Source organism: Pseudomonas sp. CVAP#3, assembly GCF_018986375.1.
Taxonomy (GTDB): domain Bacteria; phylum Pseudomonadota; class Gammaproteobacteria; order Pseudomonadales; family Pseudomonadaceae; genus Aquipseudomonas; species Aquipseudomonas helvetica.
This window is the reverse complement of sequence record NZ_JAHMSC010000015.1, coordinates 15,556-34,080: the sequence shown is the minus strand read 5'-3', so window position 1 is coordinate 34,080 and position 18,525 is coordinate 15,556. Positions and strand designations below refer to the sequence as shown.

Annotated in this window: 18 protein-coding genes and 1 pseudogene; 8 read left to right on the top strand and 11 right to left on the bottom strand. The window is 55.9% G+C overall.

The features are described from left to right. Positions 1 to 4 precede the first annotated feature (4 nt). From KRR23_RS21890 to KRR23_RS21880, 3 genes are all read right to left on the bottom strand, one after another. The gene (locus KRR23_RS21890; RefSeq protein WP_216744214.1) at positions 5 to 961 is read right to left on the bottom strand and encodes a glycosyltransferase family 2 protein; all 957 of its coding nucleotides are present in this window, start codon (positions 959 to 961) and stop codon (positions 5 to 7) included. 93 nt (positions 962 to 1,054) lie between these two features. Then, entirely contained in the window at positions 1,055 to 2,149 is a 1,095-nt protein-coding gene (locus KRR23_RS21885) for a glycosyltransferase family 4 protein (RefSeq protein WP_216744213.1), read from the bottom strand. 127 nt (positions 2,150 to 2,276) lie between these two features. After that, positions 2,277 to 3,653 (bottom strand): oligosaccharide flippase family protein, encoded by a 1,377-nt coding sequence (locus KRR23_RS21880; RefSeq protein WP_216744212.1) that lies wholly within the window; start codon positions 3,651 to 3,653, stop codon positions 2,277 to 2,279. Between the two features lie 96 nt (positions 3,654 to 3,749). Here KRR23_RS21880 and KRR23_RS21875 point away from each other — a divergent pair, with 96 nt between their 5' ends. From KRR23_RS21875 to galE, 3 genes are all read left to right on the top strand, one after another. Beyond that, positions 3,750 to 5,276 (top strand): O-antigen ligase, encoded by a 1,527-nt coding sequence (locus KRR23_RS21875; RefSeq protein WP_216744211.1) that lies wholly within the window; start codon positions 3,750 to 3,752, stop codon positions 5,274 to 5,276. 5 nt (positions 5,277 to 5,281) lie between these two features. Next, positions 5,282 to 7,960: a cellulase family glycosylhydrolase gene (locus KRR23_RS21870; protein ID WP_216744210.1), complete on the top strand. Its 2,679-nt coding sequence runs from the start codon at positions 5,282 to 5,284 to the stop codon at positions 7,958 to 7,960. A gap of 87 nt (positions 7,961 to 8,047) precedes the next feature. Beyond that, on the top strand, positions 8,048 to 9,025 hold the full coding sequence (galE, locus tag KRR23_RS21865; protein WP_216744209.1) for a UDP-glucose 4-epimerase GalE: 978 nt from the start codon (positions 8,048 to 8,050) through the stop codon (positions 9,023 to 9,025). A 44-nt stretch (positions 9,026 to 9,069) separates the two neighbouring features. Here galE and KRR23_RS21860 read toward each other — a convergent pair whose 3' ends face one another. The 5 genes and pseudogenes from KRR23_RS21860 to KRR23_RS21840 form a co-directional block, all read right to left on the bottom strand. After that, the gene (locus KRR23_RS21860; RefSeq protein WP_253912216.1) at positions 9,070 to 9,801 is read right to left on the bottom strand and encodes a CpsD/CapB family tyrosine-protein kinase; all 732 of its coding nucleotides are present in this window, start codon (positions 9,799 to 9,801) and stop codon (positions 9,070 to 9,072) included. An 86-nt stretch (positions 9,802 to 9,887) separates the two neighbouring features. Next, the gene (locus KRR23_RS21855) at positions 9,888 to 11,438 is read right to left on the bottom strand and encodes a Wzz/FepE/Etk N-terminal domain-containing protein (protein WP_216744207.1); all 1,551 of its coding nucleotides are present in this window, start codon (positions 11,436 to 11,438) and stop codon (positions 9,888 to 9,890) included. A gap of 20 nt (positions 11,439 to 11,458) precedes the next feature. Then, positions 11,459 to 12,577: a hypothetical protein gene (locus tag KRR23_RS21850; RefSeq protein ID WP_216744206.1), complete on the bottom strand. Its 1,119-nt coding sequence runs from the start codon at positions 12,575 to 12,577 to the stop codon at positions 11,459 to 11,461. Between the two features lie 26 nt (positions 12,578 to 12,603). Then, positions 12,604 to 13,161: a polysaccharide biosynthesis/export family protein gene (locus KRR23_RS21845; RefSeq protein ID WP_216744292.1), complete on the bottom strand. Its 558-nt coding sequence runs from the start codon at positions 13,159 to 13,161 to the stop codon at positions 12,604 to 12,606. A 126-nt stretch (positions 13,162 to 13,287) separates the two neighbouring features. Further along, positions 13,288 to 13,515 (bottom strand): annotated as a pseudogene (locus tag KRR23_RS21840) (MFS transporter); the annotation flags it as partial. A 93-nt stretch (positions 13,516 to 13,608) separates the two neighbouring features. Between KRR23_RS21840 and KRR23_RS21835 the strand changes: the two are divergent. Further along, entirely contained in the window at positions 13,609 to 13,857 is a 249-nt protein-coding gene (locus tag KRR23_RS21835) for a hypothetical protein (protein ID WP_216744205.1), read from the top strand. After that, on the top strand, positions 13,829 to 14,623 hold the full coding sequence (locus tag KRR23_RS21830) for a carbohydrate deacetylase (protein ID WP_216744204.1): 795 nt from the start codon (positions 13,829 to 13,831) through the stop codon (positions 14,621 to 14,623). Before KRR23_RS21835 ends, KRR23_RS21830 begins: the two co-directional genes overlap by 29 nt. Before the next feature lie 61 nt (positions 14,624 to 14,684). Here the strand turns inward: KRR23_RS21830 and KRR23_RS21825 are convergent, their stop codons facing one another. Both KRR23_RS21825 and KRR23_RS29325 read right to left on the bottom strand, forming a co-directional pair. Beyond that, a complete protein-coding gene (locus tag KRR23_RS21825) occupies positions 14,685 to 14,843 on the bottom strand; it encodes a hypothetical protein (protein ID WP_216744203.1) in 159 nt (52 codons plus the stop codon). Positions 14,844 to 14,901: 58 nt separating this feature from the next. Then, on the bottom strand, positions 14,902 to 15,027 hold the full coding sequence (locus KRR23_RS29325; RefSeq protein ID WP_259740097.1) for a hypothetical protein: 126 nt from the start codon (positions 15,025 to 15,027) through the stop codon (positions 14,902 to 14,904). 155 nt (positions 15,028 to 15,182) lie between these two features. Between KRR23_RS29325 and KRR23_RS21820 the strand changes: the two genes are divergently transcribed. From KRR23_RS21820 to KRR23_RS21810, 3 genes are all read left to right on the top strand, one after another. Beyond that, positions 15,183 to 16,403, top strand: a complete 1,221-nt coding sequence (locus KRR23_RS21820; protein WP_216744202.1) for a helix-turn-helix domain-containing protein — start codon at positions 15,183 to 15,185, stop codon at positions 16,401 to 16,403. 35 nt (positions 16,404 to 16,438) lie between these two features. Further along, complete coding sequence (locus KRR23_RS21815; protein WP_216744201.1) at positions 16,439 to 17,068, top strand: PQQ-binding-like beta-propeller repeat protein; 630 nt, start codon at positions 16,439 to 16,441, stop codon at positions 17,066 to 17,068. A 100-nt stretch (positions 17,069 to 17,168) separates the two neighbouring features. Further along, positions 17,169 to 17,654 carry an adenosine-specific kinase gene (locus KRR23_RS21810; protein WP_216744200.1) on the top strand — a complete coding sequence of 162 codons (486 nt, stop codon included), beginning with the start codon at positions 17,169 to 17,171 and terminating at the stop codon, positions 17,652 to 17,654. A gap of 86 nt (positions 17,655 to 17,740) precedes the next feature. Here the strand turns inward: KRR23_RS21810 and KRR23_RS21805 are convergent, their stop codons facing one another. Further along, positions 17,741 to 18,361, bottom strand: coding sequence for a LysE family translocator (locus KRR23_RS21805; RefSeq protein WP_123583303.1), 621 nt, complete (start codon positions 18,359 to 18,361; stop codon positions 17,741 to 17,743). Between the last annotated feature and the right edge of the window lie 164 nt (positions 18,362 to 18,525).

The window sequence follows — 18,525 nt, the reverse complement described above, 5'->3', positions numbered from 1 at the left end:
TGATCTACCGTGTTGGTTGGCTAGCAAATTGGGTATCGCGCAGCAACGCCCAAGTATCACGAGCATGCTGCCAACACGCCCCTATGGCGGCCCGGCCGCGGCCTTTCAATAGAGCCTTGAGCGCCAGAATCAGATCCCCCAGGCTCACCAGCAACATATGTGAGGCCAAACCCGGTAGACCGTGGTGCTTGCGAAAGTACAAAAGCTCGCTTTCGATTTGTAACCTGGGTATCTGTCGACTGACCACATTGAGTTTGACAACCGATTTGGCACTTTCACCGCCGATATGCACCACCGTGGTATGCGGGTAATAAACCACCTTCCAGCCAGCCTGTTTAACGCGTTTGCAGTGATCGACCTCCTCGTAGTAAAGAAAGTAGCGCGGGTCGAACAAGCCAATCTGATCGATGACTTCACGGCGGATCAAGTAATAGCAGCCGGGCACCCAGTCGCACTCACGGACCGAGGCATGATCCCAGTCCATGTCGTCGACCCTCTTCACCACAGGGAAAAAGCGTTCCAGCCCTGTACGCGAGAGGAAGACATTCAACGGTGTCGGAAAATAGCGACAGGAGGGCTGCAAATCACCCTCTCGCCCAACCAACCGAACGCCGAGGACTCCGCAATCAGGGTGAGCCTCCATGTAATCGAGGGTCTTGCTCAGGGTATCGGTAGCAACAAAGGCATCGGTATTGAGGAGCAACGCGTACTTGCCCTGCAGGTGCTCAACCAATTGATTGTTGGCACGACCAAAGCCAACATTATTTTCATTGGCCAGCAGAAATGCCTCTGGACAAATAGCTGCCAGGCACTCCAGTGAATTATCGGCAGAGGCATTGTCCACCACTAAATAGCGCGTTCGATCAGCACTATTTGACTCGCGCAACGCATTAAACATGGGCTGCAGCAGAGCCGCTGTATTGTAGTTCACTACTAACACATCAAGAGGGGCACTAATCATTAGATCGCCCCCCAAGAAACTGCTGAACTCTCATCGTCGGATTACAAAACTCTTTATAAATCGACATCATTCAAGCTCCGCTTAAAACAACTGCTACTCAGGCGAACGCCTCATACACGCATTAATAAGCGCAGCTTCAAATAATTTTGCAGAGTTCTCCCAAGAACTTGAAGCCACAGTTTGACATGCCATTTCTGAAACCGCACACCACCCCTGCTCGTCTAAATTCAATAGCCATTCAACACCACGAGCCAAGGCAACAGTATCATCAATATCGGCCAGTACGCCGTTTTTGAAACAAGATATTGCCTCTAACGGCCAGCCAGTACGCGTTGAAACTACCGGCGCCCTACATGCCATCGCTTCCATCGCCGTCAGATTAAAGCCTTCCTCACTCCGGCTTGCTGCGAGCCAGACATCACATTGTGCATATAAATCACGAATACGATGTTGATCGGGAGAAAGATAAAACTCAAGACTCTCTGGAAGCTTAAAAAGACCACTAGGAGGAGCACTTCCAAAGGCTATAACTCGAAGTTTTGAAAATTTTTTCTCAAGCAAAGAAACTACCTGAAGCGCAACATCAACCCCCTTAAATGGCGCTTCATGATACAAAAACCCGATTGTTGGGCAACGCTGTTTTCCCCTCGGCGCGGAAAAAAACTGCTGATGGTCGACACTATTCCCAACCAAGCCAACATCAGAGTCGCCATACTCCATGCTCATGACATCAGCCAACCACTTCGAAATGGTTATCTTATGCAAAGGCATCTTATATGTCGCCACAACCCTATCCACCGGGCAATAAGGAAACACCTCATGCGCCTGCACAAAATACACTTTTACACCCTTGGCCTGACCTAGAGAGCTCACCCACTCAGCCGTTTCCCACCACGTTGCAATTACAACATCCGCATCTGGAACATCCGAATCCACAATAGGCCTGTATTTTTCTATCACCCGGTGATCAAGACCAAGACCGTCTAAGTGAGATGGACTTCTTTCGCTTATCGGCCACCCCTCACCCGTGATGAAACTCTTCATCTTCTTATCCAGCGGAACAGGAGGTGCAGGCGGGGAAACGAGCGTTACATCATGCCCCATTTCAAACAATGCCTTAGCGTAAATTGCAACGACGCGAATTCCACCCGACATGTTCACCACCGGCAACACAAAAGTCACTTTCATTCGATCACCTCCAAAACCGCTGAAAGCCTACTCAAATTCAATGTACTTCCAGCCAAGCAACTTCCATCAATCAACACATCGTGACGGTCTGTCACAGCATTGGAAACAGCAAGAGACATAGATCGAATCAAAGCCATTTAGCAACGCCCAACACTAACTCTCCACACAAAGCCCCCACCGCCAGCATTGGCAGCACCACCAGTTCACGCTTGAGATCGAACAGCCCCACCTGACGATTGACATAAACAATCAGGATAAGCGTAGGGAACGTATGCAGGGCAACGCCCCAAATCGCATACTTTACCCCGCCAATCGCCAGCAGCAACGGCAGTAGCACCCATAACGAGACAATGCGAATAATGTTATCCATGGCTTGGTACTTTGTGAGTCCCAAGGCAAGCCAAACTTGATGCGCCACCGTGTAGCGCAATGTGAAAAAAGAAAGTGAAAGAATGGCCATCATGGTGCCGGCAGCGGCATAACGCTCATCGTATAACCCACCAACGATGAGCGGACTGACGGTCAAGAACAGTCCACAGACAAACAGCAAAGCAAGATCGAAAATCAATCTGAAGCGGTAATACAAAACGCGGAGCCGCGCGGTGTCATTACTTCTTGAGGCTTCACTGAAGGCCGGCAGAGCCACGGCCCCGACCAACCTAAGCACTGCGGTTTGAAGAGTGCCCAAAATCAGCACCGCAATGGAGTAGACGCCCAGTTCAGTGGCCGACATGCTGCCGCCGAACCAGATGCGATCACCAAACATGGCCAATACTCCCACTGCCGAAGACAACAGTATCCAACGGCCGAAGACGACTAACTCATTAAGCGCAGAGCGGTCCCACTGTAGACGGTTAGGCGGGCCCTGAAACCATAGATGACCAATAACAGTGCCGACCATGGCCGAGACCAGACCTGCAATCACCAGCGACCAGACAGACCTGGTGAAGTAACCGATGCCCAGCATCACCAGCAGGCCCGCAAGCTGGGATGCAAAGTCGAGGAGCACCACTTTCTTTTGCTGGAAATCGCGAACGGCCAAGTCGAGTTTCGTCGACTGGAACCCAAAGATGATCGCGGTAAAACCGGTAAAGGCCAACACCAGCGGCAACTCCGGTGCGGCATAGGTGGAATTGGCCGACCACAGATTGATGACTTGCGCAAACCAGGTGAAGCCCGCGATTAGAAGTGTCGAAGCAAAAAGGACAACGCCACGCAGGATCTGCACTGTCCAGGCGGTATTGAGAAACACTGGATCGTCGCCACGCGGGCTCTGGATAATGTTCTGGCGCAAACCGACATCGGAAAGCAAGTGCAGAACCACCGAAACGGTGGTGGCGATGATCATTACGCCGAAAATTTCCGGCATCAGCAAACGGGCCATTACCAGGTTGCCGCCCAAGCGAATTGCTTGAGAGGCAACAAGCGCACCCAGATTCCATGCCCCAGCAGATATCGCTCGCCTGCGAAGGCTCAACGATTGCGATAAATCAATTGGAGGCATGACATCAACCCCGAACTCAAATGGTACGCACGTTACTATAGCTACAATTGGTCATCTCACTAGCCGTCGCTCACCAATCCATGAGTTCAATAATCCATGCCTGAGCACTTTCGCGCGCTAATCGTCATTCTAGTTTTAGCTGGCGTCGTTTTTGCCCTGGCGCGTCGACCAGCAGTAGACCTGATCCCATACCACGACTTCACTCGTCGCCGCAATCTGTGGTTTGCATTGACGCTACTGGCCTTTGTCTCGCACAGTTTCTGGGTGTACGCGGGCATTGCCGCTATCATTTTGACCGTCGCACGACAACGCGAACGCAATCCTCTGGCACTGTTTTTCCTTCTGCTGTTTCTCATCCCGCCGGCCCCGGCACAGATTCCCGGCTTCGGCCTGATCAACTATTTTTTTGCACTTAACCATATTCGTCTGCTCGCATTGTGTCTGTTGTTGCCGGCTTTTTTCATGCTACGCAGGCAAGCAAGCACACCGAGCTTCGGACGCACCTGGCCTGACAAACTGCTAGCGGCCTACCTCTTGCTGACGAGCCTGCTTTACCTGCGTAACACCACGCTGACCGACACCTTGCGCCAGACGCTCTACCTGTTCACAGACGTTTTTTTGCCTTACTACGTTGCCAGCAGGGCACTGAAGGAACTCAGCGACTTCAAGGATGCTCTGTTGGGATTTGTACTCGCCGCCATGGTGCTGGCGCTTATTGGTCTCGTCGAATTTGCCCGCCATTGGCTTCTGTACAACGCGCTGATTGTCGCCCTGGGCATGCACTGGGAAATGTCCGGCTACTTGAATCGTGGTGATTCATTACGCGCCAGCGCCACCACCGGCCAGGCAATCGCACTGGGTTACGTCATTAGCGTGGCCATCGGCTTTTACCTGTTCTTGCGCGAGAGCGTACGCAGCCGATTGCAGCAATTCCTCGGCGCGCTCTTGCTGGCTGGCGGTCTGTTTGCACCGCTGTCGCGAGGCCCCTGGATCGGTGCAGCCGTCATGATCACCGTGTTCATCGCCACCGGCCGTGCTGCTGTCAAACGCCTGATGCTTCTGGCAATTGCCGGAGTACTCGCCCTTCCCCTGCTGGCCATCGTGCCTGACGGGCAAAAAATCCTGGATCTACTACCGTTCATCGGTACGGTAGACGCAGAGAACATCACGTACCGGCAGCGCTTGATTGATAACTCAGTGATCGTCATCCAGCGCAACCCTTGGCTGGGCTCTTTCGATTACCGCAACACTCCTGAGATGCAGTCCATGATTCAGGGCGAGGGCATCATCGATATTGTGAATACCTATATCGCCCTGGCGCTGGACATCGGCCTGATCGGATTGACGCTATTCGTGGTTTTTTTCGCCACTGTGCTGCTCGGCATCCGCAGAGCAATGCGTTCGGTCCCCAACAAAGACGATGAGGCGCGCCGACTCGGACGAGCGCTGTTGGCGGTACTGGCCGGGATACTGGTGACCATCTTTACCGTTAGCAGTATCACGGTGATCCCCGTGGTGTATTGGTCGGTGGCCGGACTGGGTGTGGCCTATGCTCAGATGGTGCGCAGGCTCAAGCGCACTGAGACTGCAAGCACTGCGAGCGCCAACCTTCAACCCTGGTAACGCTCATGACCTCTTTTGTTCACCGCACCCATATGCTGCTAGTGGTTCTCCTTGCTGTTTGGCCGTTTAGCACCTGGGCGTCGGACTGGGTCTCCAGCGTGGATGAGCGCAGCGGTCTGCCAATGCTGGCGCGCGGTGGCAACCCTGTAGTTTCTTCTTCATTCGCCTTCTGGGGGAGCAACTGGGAATGGACGGATTTGCCGACCGCGTTCAAGGTGAACACCCCTTACAGCTACTCCCTTGCAGGCAAGAACAAAAACCTGGATTTCGACGTGACTGCGCAGATTCAGAAGGAAGACGAGCAGAAGTTGACCTGGAACATTGCCCTGGATGCACACAGCATGATGCCGGACGTGATGGGCGGGGGCATCGTCTTCAAGTTCGATCCTGCCCTTTACGATGGAAAAATGGGTGAGCCGGCTTTGCTACCCGACAACCGCGGCTGGTCCTGGGGGAATACACAAAGCCGACGCATCGAGATGCGTTTTGAGCCTGCACTGGCAAGTGTGTACTTTGAACCGGGTGATAAATCTCAGGTGCGTGCTTTTTTTTACAAGAACACGATCAAACCCGGCCGCCAAAATTTCAAAGCCACCTTGAGTATATCTGGCGATGTGGTACTCGGTCCGACCACAACCGAGCGCTTCGGGCTGGCGGACACAAGGAGCTGGCCGAGTGACACGCTCGACTGGAAAACCTCGCCGGTCGATCTGTCCTTTCTTAACGCTCACGAAAAACCTGCAGGCAAGCGCGGCTTCGTCAAAGTATCCGGCGAGCAACTGTTATTCGCAGACAACACCCCAGCGCGCTTCTGGGGCACTAACCTGACGGCCTATGCGCTGTTTCGTACGCCAGACGATGCAATCAAGCTGCAGGCCAAACGTCTGTCGGCACTGGGTTTCAATCTCGTACGACTGCACCACCATGATTCCCCATGGGTCAGCCCAAACATCTTTCGCGACAGCAACCTCACGCAGGACACTCAGCAACTAAGCCCCGACTCACTGAAAAAAATCGACTGGTGGATCAAGTGCCTCAAAGACGAGGGCATTTATGTATGGCTCGATATGCACGTCGAGCGAGCCTTGACTGCAAACGACAACATCTATGGCTTCGATGAAATGCCAAAGAATGGCCAGAACAACGCCGATCTGAAGGGCTATGCCTATGTAAACATCACCATTCAGCAGGCAATGAAGCGCTTTGCCCAAGCCTATTTGACCCATGTAAACACCTACACCGGACTCGCCTACAAAGACGATCCGGCGATCGCCGCCGTACTGATTACCAACGAAAACGATGTCACCCAGCACTTTGGCAACGCCCTGTTACCAGACAAACGAGTGCCAAAGCACAACCATATCTACATGGCCGAGGCCGAGGCCTTTGCGAACCAGCACAATCTATCTGCAAGCCAGACCTGGCGCTCCTGGGAGCCAGGCCCCGCCAAGCTGTTCCTCAACGATTTGGAGCGACGTTTCAACGTAGACATGATTCAGCACCTACGTGAATCAGGAGTGAAGGTACCCATCGCCACGACCAGTAGCTGGGGCGGCGACAGCCTAAGCTCCCTACCGGCCCTTACCGCCGGCGACCTGATCGACGTCCATAGCTACGGTGGCTCTGGGCAGCTAGAGAAAAACCCGCTCACCAGCGACGGTTTACTGAACTGGATTGCCGCCGGCCAAGTGATAGGCAAACCCCTGACCGTCACCGAGTGGAACACTGAACCATTCCCGGCACCTGACCGCCACTCGCTGCCACTCTATATGGCCGGCACCGCCAGCCACCAAGGCTGGGATGCGCTGATGCAATATGCCTACAGCCAGGAGCCGCTAACCGGCGAATGGATAACTGCCGACAACTGGCACGCCTATAACGACCCCGCAATGCTGGCCACCCTGCCCGCCGCCGCCTTGCTTTATCGCCGTGCAGACGTTCGCGAAGCAACAACGACCTATGTCTTCGCGCCGACGCCAAGCACCCTATTTAACCAACGCATCACACCAGCCAACGCGGCTCTACTGCGCACAGCCATGGAGAAAGGCAAGCTGGAAATCGCCATGCCACAGACGCCGCAATTGCCCTGGTTGCAACAGAGTGCTATCCCGAGCAATGCACAGGTGTTTCATGACCCCAACCAGTCGCTGCTGGACGCCAATGCCAGCGAGTCCACGACAGACACTGGCGAGTTAAAGCGCAACTGGAAACTAGGCATCTACACCATCAATACGCCACGCACCCAAGCAGCAACCGGCTGGATTGGCGGCGAGTCGATCAGCCTTGGCAACATCCAGGTTCAAGTGAAGACCGCTAATGCCAGTGTGGTGGTGCAAAGCCTGGACGACGCGCCTATCGGCCGATCGCAGGATTTACTGATTTCGCTGGGTACCCGTGCCATCCCCAAAGACGACAACAAAACACCTTTTTATGTCGAGCCCCTCGAAGGCACCCTGACAATCCAGGCGCCGCAAGGCTTGACACTGTTCACCCACGACATCCCTGGACAAATGAAGAAGCTGCCCGCCACCTACCTTGATGGACGCTATACGATCAAGTTCGACGGCTTGCAGGCGTCGAACTGGTTGTTTTTGAAAAAAGCCGTCACGCCAGCTACAACCTCAGGCAACGCACAGCCAGGCCCTGTCAATACAGCATCATCCAGCGCGCTGGCGAATCAATAGCTAACCTGTCTTTTAACGTAATGATCAGGTGGATCGAACTGGCGTACCAATCTGTGCTTGCACAGCAACAGTTTCCAGGAGATCAGGATGAAATTTTTGGTTGTTGGTGGCGCAGGCTATATCGGCTCGCATATGGTTAAGCAACTACTGCGTGCAGGTCACGAACTGGTGGTGGCAGACAACTTTTCAACAGGCCATCGCGGCGCGTTGATGGGCGGGAGATTGGTCGAACTGGACATCGCCGACGCACAAGCCCTGGACGTCTTGTTTGCGGGACAGCACTTTGATGCCGTGTTCCACTTCGCCTCATTTACACAGGTGGGCGAATCCGTCACTGAACCTGCCAAGTATTACCAAAACAACCTGGCTGGAACCCTTACGCTGCTACAAGCCTTGGTTCGTGCCGGGGTTAAAAACTTCATTTTTTCCTCGAGCGCAGCCGTCTATGGCGATCCGGTGTATGTACCTATCGACGAAGAGCATCCCAAGGCCGCGATCAACCCTTATGGTCGCAGCAAGTGGATGGTGGAGCAGATGCTTGAAGATTTCGACCGTGCATACGGGCTCAAATCGGTCTGCCTGCGCTACTTCAACGCCGCCGGAGCAGACCCTGAAGGACAGTTAGGTGAACGCCGTGAACCGGAAACCCACCTGCTGCCACTGATACTGCAAGCTGCCTCCGGTCGGCGCACAACCATCACCGTCTATGGCCGTGACTACGACACACCTGACGGCACTTGCATTCGCGACTACATCCACGTTGTCGACCTCGTTGCAGCTCATGCGCTTGCCGTGAATTATTTACTGGCAGGTGGTGCAAGCACGGCTTTCAACCTCGGAAACGGTCAAGGTTTCTCAGTACAACAAGTAATAGACACTGCACGCGCCGTGACCGGCCAGGATATCTCCGTGAGCGAAGCGCCACGCCGCGTCGGCGATCCGCCACGCCTTGTGGCCGATCCCCGCATGGCCAACACATTACTTGGCTGGCAACCGCAATTTGCCTCACTTGAACAGATAGTGGCGCACGCCTGGAGCTGGGAGCAGAAGTACCCTTGGCACTGAAAGTCGGCGCTGGCGCATAACGCCGAACACCTAAGGGTGACGCTCTAGTAGTAAGAGCGGCTTGGGCGCTCGGCTTTGTTTAGTACCGTGCCAATCAGATTGGCTGTCCCAAGATGATAGAGGCTTTCCTCGATCTCTTTCTTGCTGTTCATGCCGTTGGCGACCACCAGCAGGACGCAGTCGAATTTAGGCAAGACGGTAATAACATCGTCCGAACTCAACAACGGCGGCAAATCGAAAATCACGATACGCGAGTCGTAGCGCTCGCGCAGATCAGCAATCAAATGGCTCACTGTAGGCGATGACAGCACCTCGGTGGAGAGAGGGATCGGCTCTCGCGTCGGCAGGACTACAAAGCGCGGCAAGGTCGGGTTGACCAGAACCTCTTGCAGTTCCGCTTCATTGGCCAGCAATTCATTGAGCGATTTCTCCATCGGCAGACCCAGGCAGGCACCCACCATCGGACGACGCAAGTCGAAATCCACCAGTAGCGCCGTCTTGGTGGTGTGATGGGCGATGCTCATTGCCAGGTTGATAGCCAATACAGTCTTGCCTGCCTCCGGAGTTGGCGAGGTGATAGCAAGCGTGCGCCAGCCATTTTCTTCCATGACTTTCAGGACTTGCGTACGCAGCAGATCGAAAGCCCCCCCCATATTCGAATTCTTGTTGTACGCCACAATGCGATTGCGCTCGAGATGATCTGGCCGCAGCGGTACAACTTTGGTTTGCACATAACTCAGCGCATTCAGACTTGCAGACTGCCCGGTCACTGTCATGGCTTTTGGTATTGTCACGAGACTTGACGAAGGCTGTTGCTCGGAATTCTCGGTATCGGGCTTGATTATTTCCATGGCTATATTCCTTATGCAAACCGGCCCAGAGCTTTAAACATCAGAAGGTCCAGAGGCATGTAGAAGAAATGCAGGAGCACCAAAAAGAGCACGATCATCACCACTCCACTGAGGATCAATCGCGTTCGCCACTGCTTACGGCGTGCCAATTCAGCTCTGGTGTATATGTAGGGAATCGCAACCAATATGCGTCTACCCAGCACACTGGCCAAGGCTTCAGCTCCGCGCACGCGCTGGTTCAGCATCTCAAGGAGCATCACCAATGCGCCTGCGCCCACCGGAGCGAGAACAAAGCCCATGGCGACCACTTTTTTACGGTTCGGCCGTATCGGCTTTTCAGGCATCAATGGCGATTCCAGAAGAACAAAACGCTCGGCTTTGTTTTCCTGCTCCAGGCTTTCGGAAATTTTCGCACTCATTTCCTTGGTGCGTATTTCCTCGTATTTCTTTTTAGCGTTTTCATAGTCACGCATCAGTGTGACCAAGCCGCGCTCGACTTGCGGCGTCTCAAGAATTTGCGCCTCGTAGTCGGCTATTTTTTTGAGTATTTCCTGCTTTTGATCGGCCAGCGACTTGATACGTGTTTCTGCGGCAGCGATCCGGGCCTGAGCCTTGGCAAGGTCCAGATTGACTGAAGCCGCTGCACCACCAGCACCTTTGGTAGCCTCAAGTGCAGCAATTTTGCGTTTGACGGCACGCACATCGGGGTGGGCTTCGGTATACAGCGACAGTAACCGGGTGTACTCCGCCTTCAGGCTTCCCAGATCTTGCTGTTTATCAACCCCCGCGCCGGGCAATCCATGCTTGGTCGCTGCTGCGGAAAGCTCCAACTCATTGAAGCGCAACTCCTCACGGGCAGTTTTGTAGTCACGGTCGACCTCTTTGAGCTCGGTTTCGGCGCGTGACAACATATTCATGCGCAACTCCTGATGCTCGGGAAGCGCATTGCTGTGCGCTTGTTTGAAGTCTGCCAAGCGGTTTTCCAGGGCTTCCAGTTCGACCCTGAGCTTGTCCGCCTCCTGCGTCAGAAACACTGTTGTTTCACTGGCGCGCTCGGTGCGCTGCTTGATGTTTTCATCCAGAAACAGCGTCACCAGCTCGTTGGCCACTTTGTTGGCAATCTCTGGCTGCCGGTGCTCAAAGGAAAGACGGAAAGCAATCGTCACTTCTCCGCGCCCCTTAACGACAGCACTGACCAAGGAGACTGTAATCGCATTGCGCATTTCATCGATTTTCTCGGAAATGCTCAACTGCCTGCTTTGCGAAGCAAAAAGATTGTACTTGTCGATGATCGCTTCCAGATGCTCACGGGTCATCACGCGCTGGCGAATGACTTCGATGCGCTCATCGGCAAAGGTATTGTTGTTCGCCGCCACCAGGTCTGGCGAAATCTGCTGAGACTCGACCAGAATAGTGCCAGATGACTCGTAGATGGGCGGGATAGAGATCGCGACCACTACGCTCAGGCCGAGTATTACCGCGAAACTCAGGATCAACAGCAAGGCATGGTGCTTGATGACAGCAATGTAGTCATTGACCGACATTTCGTATTCAGAGGTCATATTTATCACCCAGCTGAATTTCAGAAGTTGGGGTGACTATAGGTCAAGGTCAACCCGACGACGTTTGCGGTGGCATCCGGCAAGCCATTTTGCTGGCGTTCGTTGTACGTGAAGAATAGGCGCGCCACCCAAAAAGGCGAGAGTTCCCGGCTAAACCAGACACCGACATTGCGCAGGGTATTAGGCGTTAGCCCTTTGGTTTTTTGCCATGAGGCATCAAAACCGGTACGGCTGGTGTCGTCGAGGGCATAACTCCATGTACCGTTCAGGTTATCAACCTCGACAAAACCGCCGTCGCCGCTGGCGACGGTGCTACGACTGGCGCCGATACTTGTATCAACACGCTCACCGATATAGTGCAACGAAAAACCGCCTTGGCCACGGGGGCGGCTGTTCGAGCCAGAGACTTGATTGACACCTGCGTAAAGCGACCCCTTGAGCCGCTCGGAGATCTCAAAGTTCAAGCCGGCAGTGGGGGTGTAACTGTTTGAGGAAGACAGCGCAGATCCCTGCTGCGGCTCATAACGCTTCACTCCAAAACGCGTGAATAGCTCCACACGCTCGCTCCATGCGTAGTTAAAGCTCAGGCGGTTCGAAAGCTCGTCATAGTTGGTGAGTGTATTAATGTCGTAAGTGACATGTGTGTAGTCGGTTTCGTTAACCAAGGTAGTTCGCTCACTGAGAGCGGTACTCCAGTTGCCGCCGAACGAGGTTAGCTTTTGCGTACCATCGGTGGTGGCAATCACGCCAGTCGCTTGAACCGCAGTGGAAAGCGTTGAACTCTCAATATACTTCGCCGTGAGTCCAAAACCACCCGTCTCGGTCTCGCGCTGCCACCCTAACTGCACGTTGGGGTCTTCGCGGTCCGAAACGATGGACGTATCAGACGAACGCACCAGATTCATACCAAGACCGAACCGCCACTGATCCCGGTCTGAAGTACCGACAAGCGTGTAATCGGGGGCGATGATCGTACGAGTCACACCCTTCTTGTTTTCCGTAACAAGCAGCGGGTTGCTGTCGTACTCGACAGTCGAAGGCACAACGATTGCTGATTGCCAAGTGGCAGCATAGGCCACACCGGCGCACGGCAAGATCAGGATGGCCGTCGCAACTCCCGCCGTTCGCAGCACAGGCAAGATAATCCTTAGTGCATAGCGCAAGGCTAAGGCACGACCAGCGTATCGCCGGCCCGGAGTTGAAAATTGGTGGACATGTCACGCCCGGACATCAAATCGCTGTATTGGACGCGCAGGATCTCTTGTTTAGCCCCATTGAGGCGCACGACCTTGATGCCCTCCTTGTCGGCGAATTTGTCGAGCCCGCCCGCCATGCTCAATACTTGCAGCACAAAAGTTGGACCTGGCATCTGTACGGTGCCGGGCTTCAGCACCTTACCCTGCACATAGACGGAATTGCCTGCGGTGCTCGTGATGACAACGCTCACGTTCGGATCGGGTATGAACTCCTTGAGCCTGGCAGCGATTTTCTTTGCGACTGCAGTGGCATCAAGCCCCGCAACATCGACTTGTCCTGCCAGCGGGAAGGTAATGCTGCCATCAGGAAGTACGTGCACCTCCTGTTTCAGCTTCTCTTCGCCCCAAACGGAAATCGAAATGACGTCACCCGGACTTAGCAGATAAGCCGCGGCTTTTTCGTCGGCACTGGTAATGCTGGGCCAGACCACCAGCGCGCAGAGCACAGGCAATAACAAACGCAACATAAGGATCCCTCCGACCAAGTAGCATGCACAGAGATTCACATAAAAACGTGGCGAAAACACGCCCTCTCCTTTGACGCCAAAGCAACGATCAAACAGCAATCGCCTCGAGCTTCCTGACGGCCAATTTCCGCCGAAACCAAACATCAGACCGAAGAACATCCCGGCAATCATCCCGACGTTGCCCGGTACTCGTTCTTGAGCGTAGACCACGATGGCCGAGAACGCCGAAGCCAGGATGAAGCCGATCACCACGCTCAGCACGCTGGTCCAGAACAGGTCCACATGAGGCAGCAATTGCGTGAACGGCGCCACGCTAAGGATCGAGAACCAGATTTACCACCCTCGCCGCCCAAGGGCGAGTACGCGTGGTCGTGCTGGAACTTGACGGGCGTTGCATCAGCTATCGTCTAGGCTTGCTGGAACAGGGTCGGCTCTAACGACTACAACTTGGCGTTCCTGCCGCAATATGCCGGTCTGGGCAACGGCCGAGTGCTGCTTGATGAGTGGATTCGCTGGGGTCTGGACGAGGGCTGGCAGCACATCAAACCGAGACTGCAACAGTGGCAAGCCAAACGTGCGGCAGCTGTCGCACGTTTGACCCGCTCCCCCGTCGTGACCGGCGTCGATAAAAAAATCGCGCCCACTGCACATCCCATGGAGGACGAACATGCCTCGCCAAGTCATAGTCAACGCTGACGATTTCGGTCTCAGCCTGAATGAAAACGCAGTCATCCTGCGGGCCTTCCAGGCCGGGGTGATCAGCTCCGCTACCGTTATGGCCAACATGCCGGCCTTCGCAGCGGCCTGTGAGCTGGCGCAACAGCCACTGCTCAAGGGCCGCGTCGGCCTGCACTTCAACCTCACGTACGGCCGGCCCCTGAGCCGGACGATTCTCGAGTTACCAAACTTTTGCGACACGGCTGGCGAGTTCGACCTGAACCTGCCCCGCCACCGCCTGTGGCTCAGCCGCCAGCAACACGATGCAGTGCTGAAGGAGCTCGAAGCGCAATGGCAGCACTGCCTGGACAATGGCCTGCAGCCCAGCCATCTCGATTCCCACCAGCATGTTCACACTATCTGGCCGATCGGTGAGATCGTCGCGCGTTTTGCTGCCCGCCAAGGAGTCCCCGTTCGCCTGGCGCGCAATCTGGGGCACAACCTCAGCCTGGCCAAGCGAGTATTCAAGAGCTTGCTCAACCGGCGTTTACACCGCCTCGCCGGTGCCACGGCGGACTACGTCTGTACCCCGGTGGACTTGCGCAACGCCAGGCCACCGGCAGACGGACTACTGGAAATCGTTGCCCATCCGACGATGCTCGGCAGCGACTTTGGCGACGCCTATCTGTATCAGGGTGAGTCCTTGAGCAAGTTGCTCGACAACCGCCTGCCGGGCATTCCACGGGTTTGCTATAACGTGCTGGTACGCACACGACCCGCAGCGGCCACGACGGCATTGGATTAGCACAACGATGACAGCACAATGCCCGGGACTGGCCACGGGCATTGTGCAAAAGGCAGATGGCTCAGGGTTTAAGCGGCCATTCCTGGTCAAGATCCGAAAGGCTTTTGCCGTCGTCCGGATGCTTCCACGTCGGATCGGGTGGATTCTCTTCCGGGGTCGCTTCTTCTGGCTTTTCCTCTTCAGAATCTTCGTACTGTTCACGTTGCTTTTCGGTTGCCATAAGCCCCTCCTCCTGAGGTTTGCGTTCAATTTCAGGATAGAACAAAGCCACCGCTTCGTTATCGACCGACCGTCTGTATTGCACTGTGTACAGCAACCTTGGCGATTTTCGCCTCTTCCAGCAGCCCCTGAATCACCTGCTCTTGTTCGGCGTAATCACCTTCCCCGAAATGGCTGTAGCGCAAGCCAGCCTCTGGCAGGAATCAGCAAGCTCTGAATGTCTTCCTGCGAAGGCAGAACCTGACTCAGCGCTTGTTACCCTCCAGGCTGTTTGGAAGTCGTGAGATAGACTAAGCAGCGGGTATCGGAGGGTAGGAGTGACAGCTGTGGCGCGACTCTGATGGATTCGCTGATAACGGCCGCGGCGCGTGCGCTCGCTGCGGGTGATCCCCTCGGCGCACTGAACCGGGTGGCCTTGCGCGACGATGCGCCGGCACTCGCGTTACGCGGCATCGCCATGGCGCAGCTCGGCGAGCTGGTTCGCGCGAAGGCTCTGTTGCGCAGTGCGGCACGTGCCTTCGGTCCGAAAGAGACCTTGGCCCGTGCGCGGTGCGTGGTCGCCGAGGCCGAGATTGCGCTCGCTTCGCGCGACCTTGGCTGGCCTGCGAAAGCACTCGATGCAGCACGGACGACACTCGAAGAACACGGTGACCGGGTGAACGCCGCACACGCCCGGTATCTCGAGATCCGGCGCTTGCTGCTGATCGGTCACCTCGACGCAGCCGAGCACAGGCTCGCTGAACTCGATCCCACGCCTTTACCACCTGCGTCGAGGGCTGTTCACGAATTGGTCGTGGCGGGGATCGCGATGCGCCACCTCCAGGCGAAGACGGCACGGGCGGCGCTCACTCGGGCCGAGCATGCCGCAGGCCACGCCGCAATTCCTGCGCTGACAGCCGAGGTCGACAGCGCACGCCTCGTCCTCGATACACCCGCGGCGCGCCTGATTACCGGTGGTAAAGAACGGCTCCTGCTGCTTGAGGACGTTGAAACACTACTGGCGTCAAAGGCGCTGGTCGTGGACGCCTGCCGTCATCTCGTGCGTGACGCACGCGCGCAAGTCTCGCTCGCAAGGCGTCCGGTGTTGTTCGCGCTCGCCCGGGCGCTGGGCGAAGCGTGGCCCGCCGACGTGCCGAGGGAAACGCTTATCGCCCGAGCCTTCCGATTGAAGCTTGACGATGAGTCGCATCGCGCGCGATTGCGCGTCGAGATCGGGCGACTTCGCGCGGCGCTGCGGACAGTGGCTGGCGTGACCGCAACAAAGCGCGGTTTTGCGCTGGTGCCGCGCAGCGCACCGGAAGTCGTCGTGCTGGCGCGCCCCGTCGAAGAGAAGCAGGCGGCAGTGCTCGCCTTTCTCGCCGACGGTGAGTCGTGGTCGAGTTCCGCCCTGGCGCTGGCGCTTGGCGCCAGCCAGCGCACCGTACAGCGGGCACTCGACTCGCTGGCGGCGGCCGGCAAGGTCCAGTGGTTTGGTCGCGGGCGAGCGCGTCGCTGGATGACCCCGTCGGTGCCGGGTTTCGCGACGTCATTGTTACTCCCCGCTCCACTTCCAAGTGACTAGGATCACTCCACGACCAAACCACCAGGGTGGAAGACATGAAACACTCAGCAGCCGAAATTATCCGCGAATATGGACCCTTTCCGGGTGTCGACCATGTGCATGGGGTCACCTATGACGGCCAGCAGGTCTGGTTTGCTTGCGGAGACAAACTGAACGCCCTCGATCCGGCGAGCGGGAATACCCTGCGCTCGATCGATGTCGCCGCGCATGCAGGCACGGCCTTCGACGGTCAGCATCTGTTTCAGATCGCCGAGGATCGCATCCAGAAGATCGACCCGAAAACCGGTCGCGTGCTCGCCACGATTCCCGCGCCTGGTGGCAGCGACTCAGGGCTCACATGGGCCGAAGGGACGCTCTGGGTGGGCGAGTATCGAGACCGGAAAATTCATCAGATCGATCCCCTGACCGGGGCGATTCTGCGCACCATCGAGTCCAACCGCTTCGTCACTGGCGTCACCTGGGTCGATGGAGAACTCTGGCACGGCACCTGGGAAGGTGATGAAAGCGAATTGAGGCACGTCGACCCGCGAACGGGTGAGGTTCTGGAGAGCCTCAAAATGCCTTCTGGCGTCGGCGTATCGGGGCTCGAGTCGGATGGCGCCAATCAGTTCTTCTGCGGAGGCGGAAACAGCGGCAAGGTAAGAGTGGTTCGCCGACCTGAATGAGACGCTGCGATCGACAGCAGACGGCGCCACTGCAAATCAGTAACTATGCTTGGTTGTGTTGTCGGGCCCTGATAATACATCGCGGAAGGAGGCGTTTGAGATGCAACTCATCACGTTGAAAATCGATAAGCCGGAAGCGACGAACTTCATTTTTGGGCAGACGCACTTCATCAAGTCCGTCGAGGACATTCATGAAGCATTAGTCAGTTGCGTGCCGGGTATCACGTTTGGCCTGGCCTTTTGTGAAGCCTCCGGCAAATGCCTGGTGCGCTGGTCCGGCACCGACAGCGCCATGATCGAACTGGCGCAAAAAAACGCGAAAGCCATCGCCGCAGGCCATAGCTTCATCATTTTCCTCGGCGACGGTTTCTATCCGCTCAACGTGTTGAGCACCCTCAAAATGGTTCCTGAGGTGTGCCATATCTTTTGTGCGACAGCCAACCCAACGGAAGTCATTCTCGCTGAAACCGAACAAGGCCGAGCGATCCTCGGTGTAGTGGATGGTTTTTGCGCCAAGGACATTGAAGGCGACGAAGATATCCTGTGGCGCAAAAACCTGTTGCGACAGATCGGCTACAAGCTCTGAGCTGAAGCGCCGACAATGAGTGGCGCCGTGACCGCACTGCAAGCGAAACACTTCCATGCAGGGTGCAGCCACAGTCACTCAGCGCCTCAACGAATCAGCATCGCTGCGGCAGCCGCCACCATGATCGCCGCCGCACCGCGGAACAGCCGCTGTTGCGCTCGCAGGCTCGACAGCAGGTGCCGGATACGCACCGCGCCAACAATGAACAGCGCGCCAACACCCAGCAGAACCAGAATGGTCAGTGGCACCAGCATCAGCCCCCAGGTCTGCAACGTGACCGTCTCAAGATTGATCACCAGCGGCAGCAACGCCAGATAGAAGGCGATGGTTTTCGGGTTGCCCAGGGTAATGGTCAGACCGGATATCGCCGCCGACAGCAGCTCCTTCTTCTTCACCGGCTTGCCGACTTCAATCGCCTGATGGTTGGCGAACCAGAACTGCCAGGCCAGGTAGCACAGGTACAGCGCCGCCGCCCAGCGTACCAGCTGGAATAACGCATTGAAGTGCTCGGCGATCATCGCCAGGCCGAAGACGGCAAATGACAGGTAGGTCAGATCGCCGAGGATCAACCCAAACAGCAGACAAAAACCCGATAACGCGCCACCGCTGACGCTCCGCGCCACCAGCGCCGCCATGCCAGGGCCGGGAATGGCGGCCGCGATACCCAGCGCTGCCGAATAGGTAAGTACTTGCGTCAAATCGAGCATGTCGTGCTCCTCAGGTAATTTATTATTGTCTTGCTCGACGCTTTCCGCTTCCGGCAAGCAAGGTTATCTATGGCACTGCCGGATAAAACAGACTATCTACCCAAGTAAAAAATTCGAATACGCCTTGACATAACGGAGTATGTTTTTAATACGCCACACGCTGA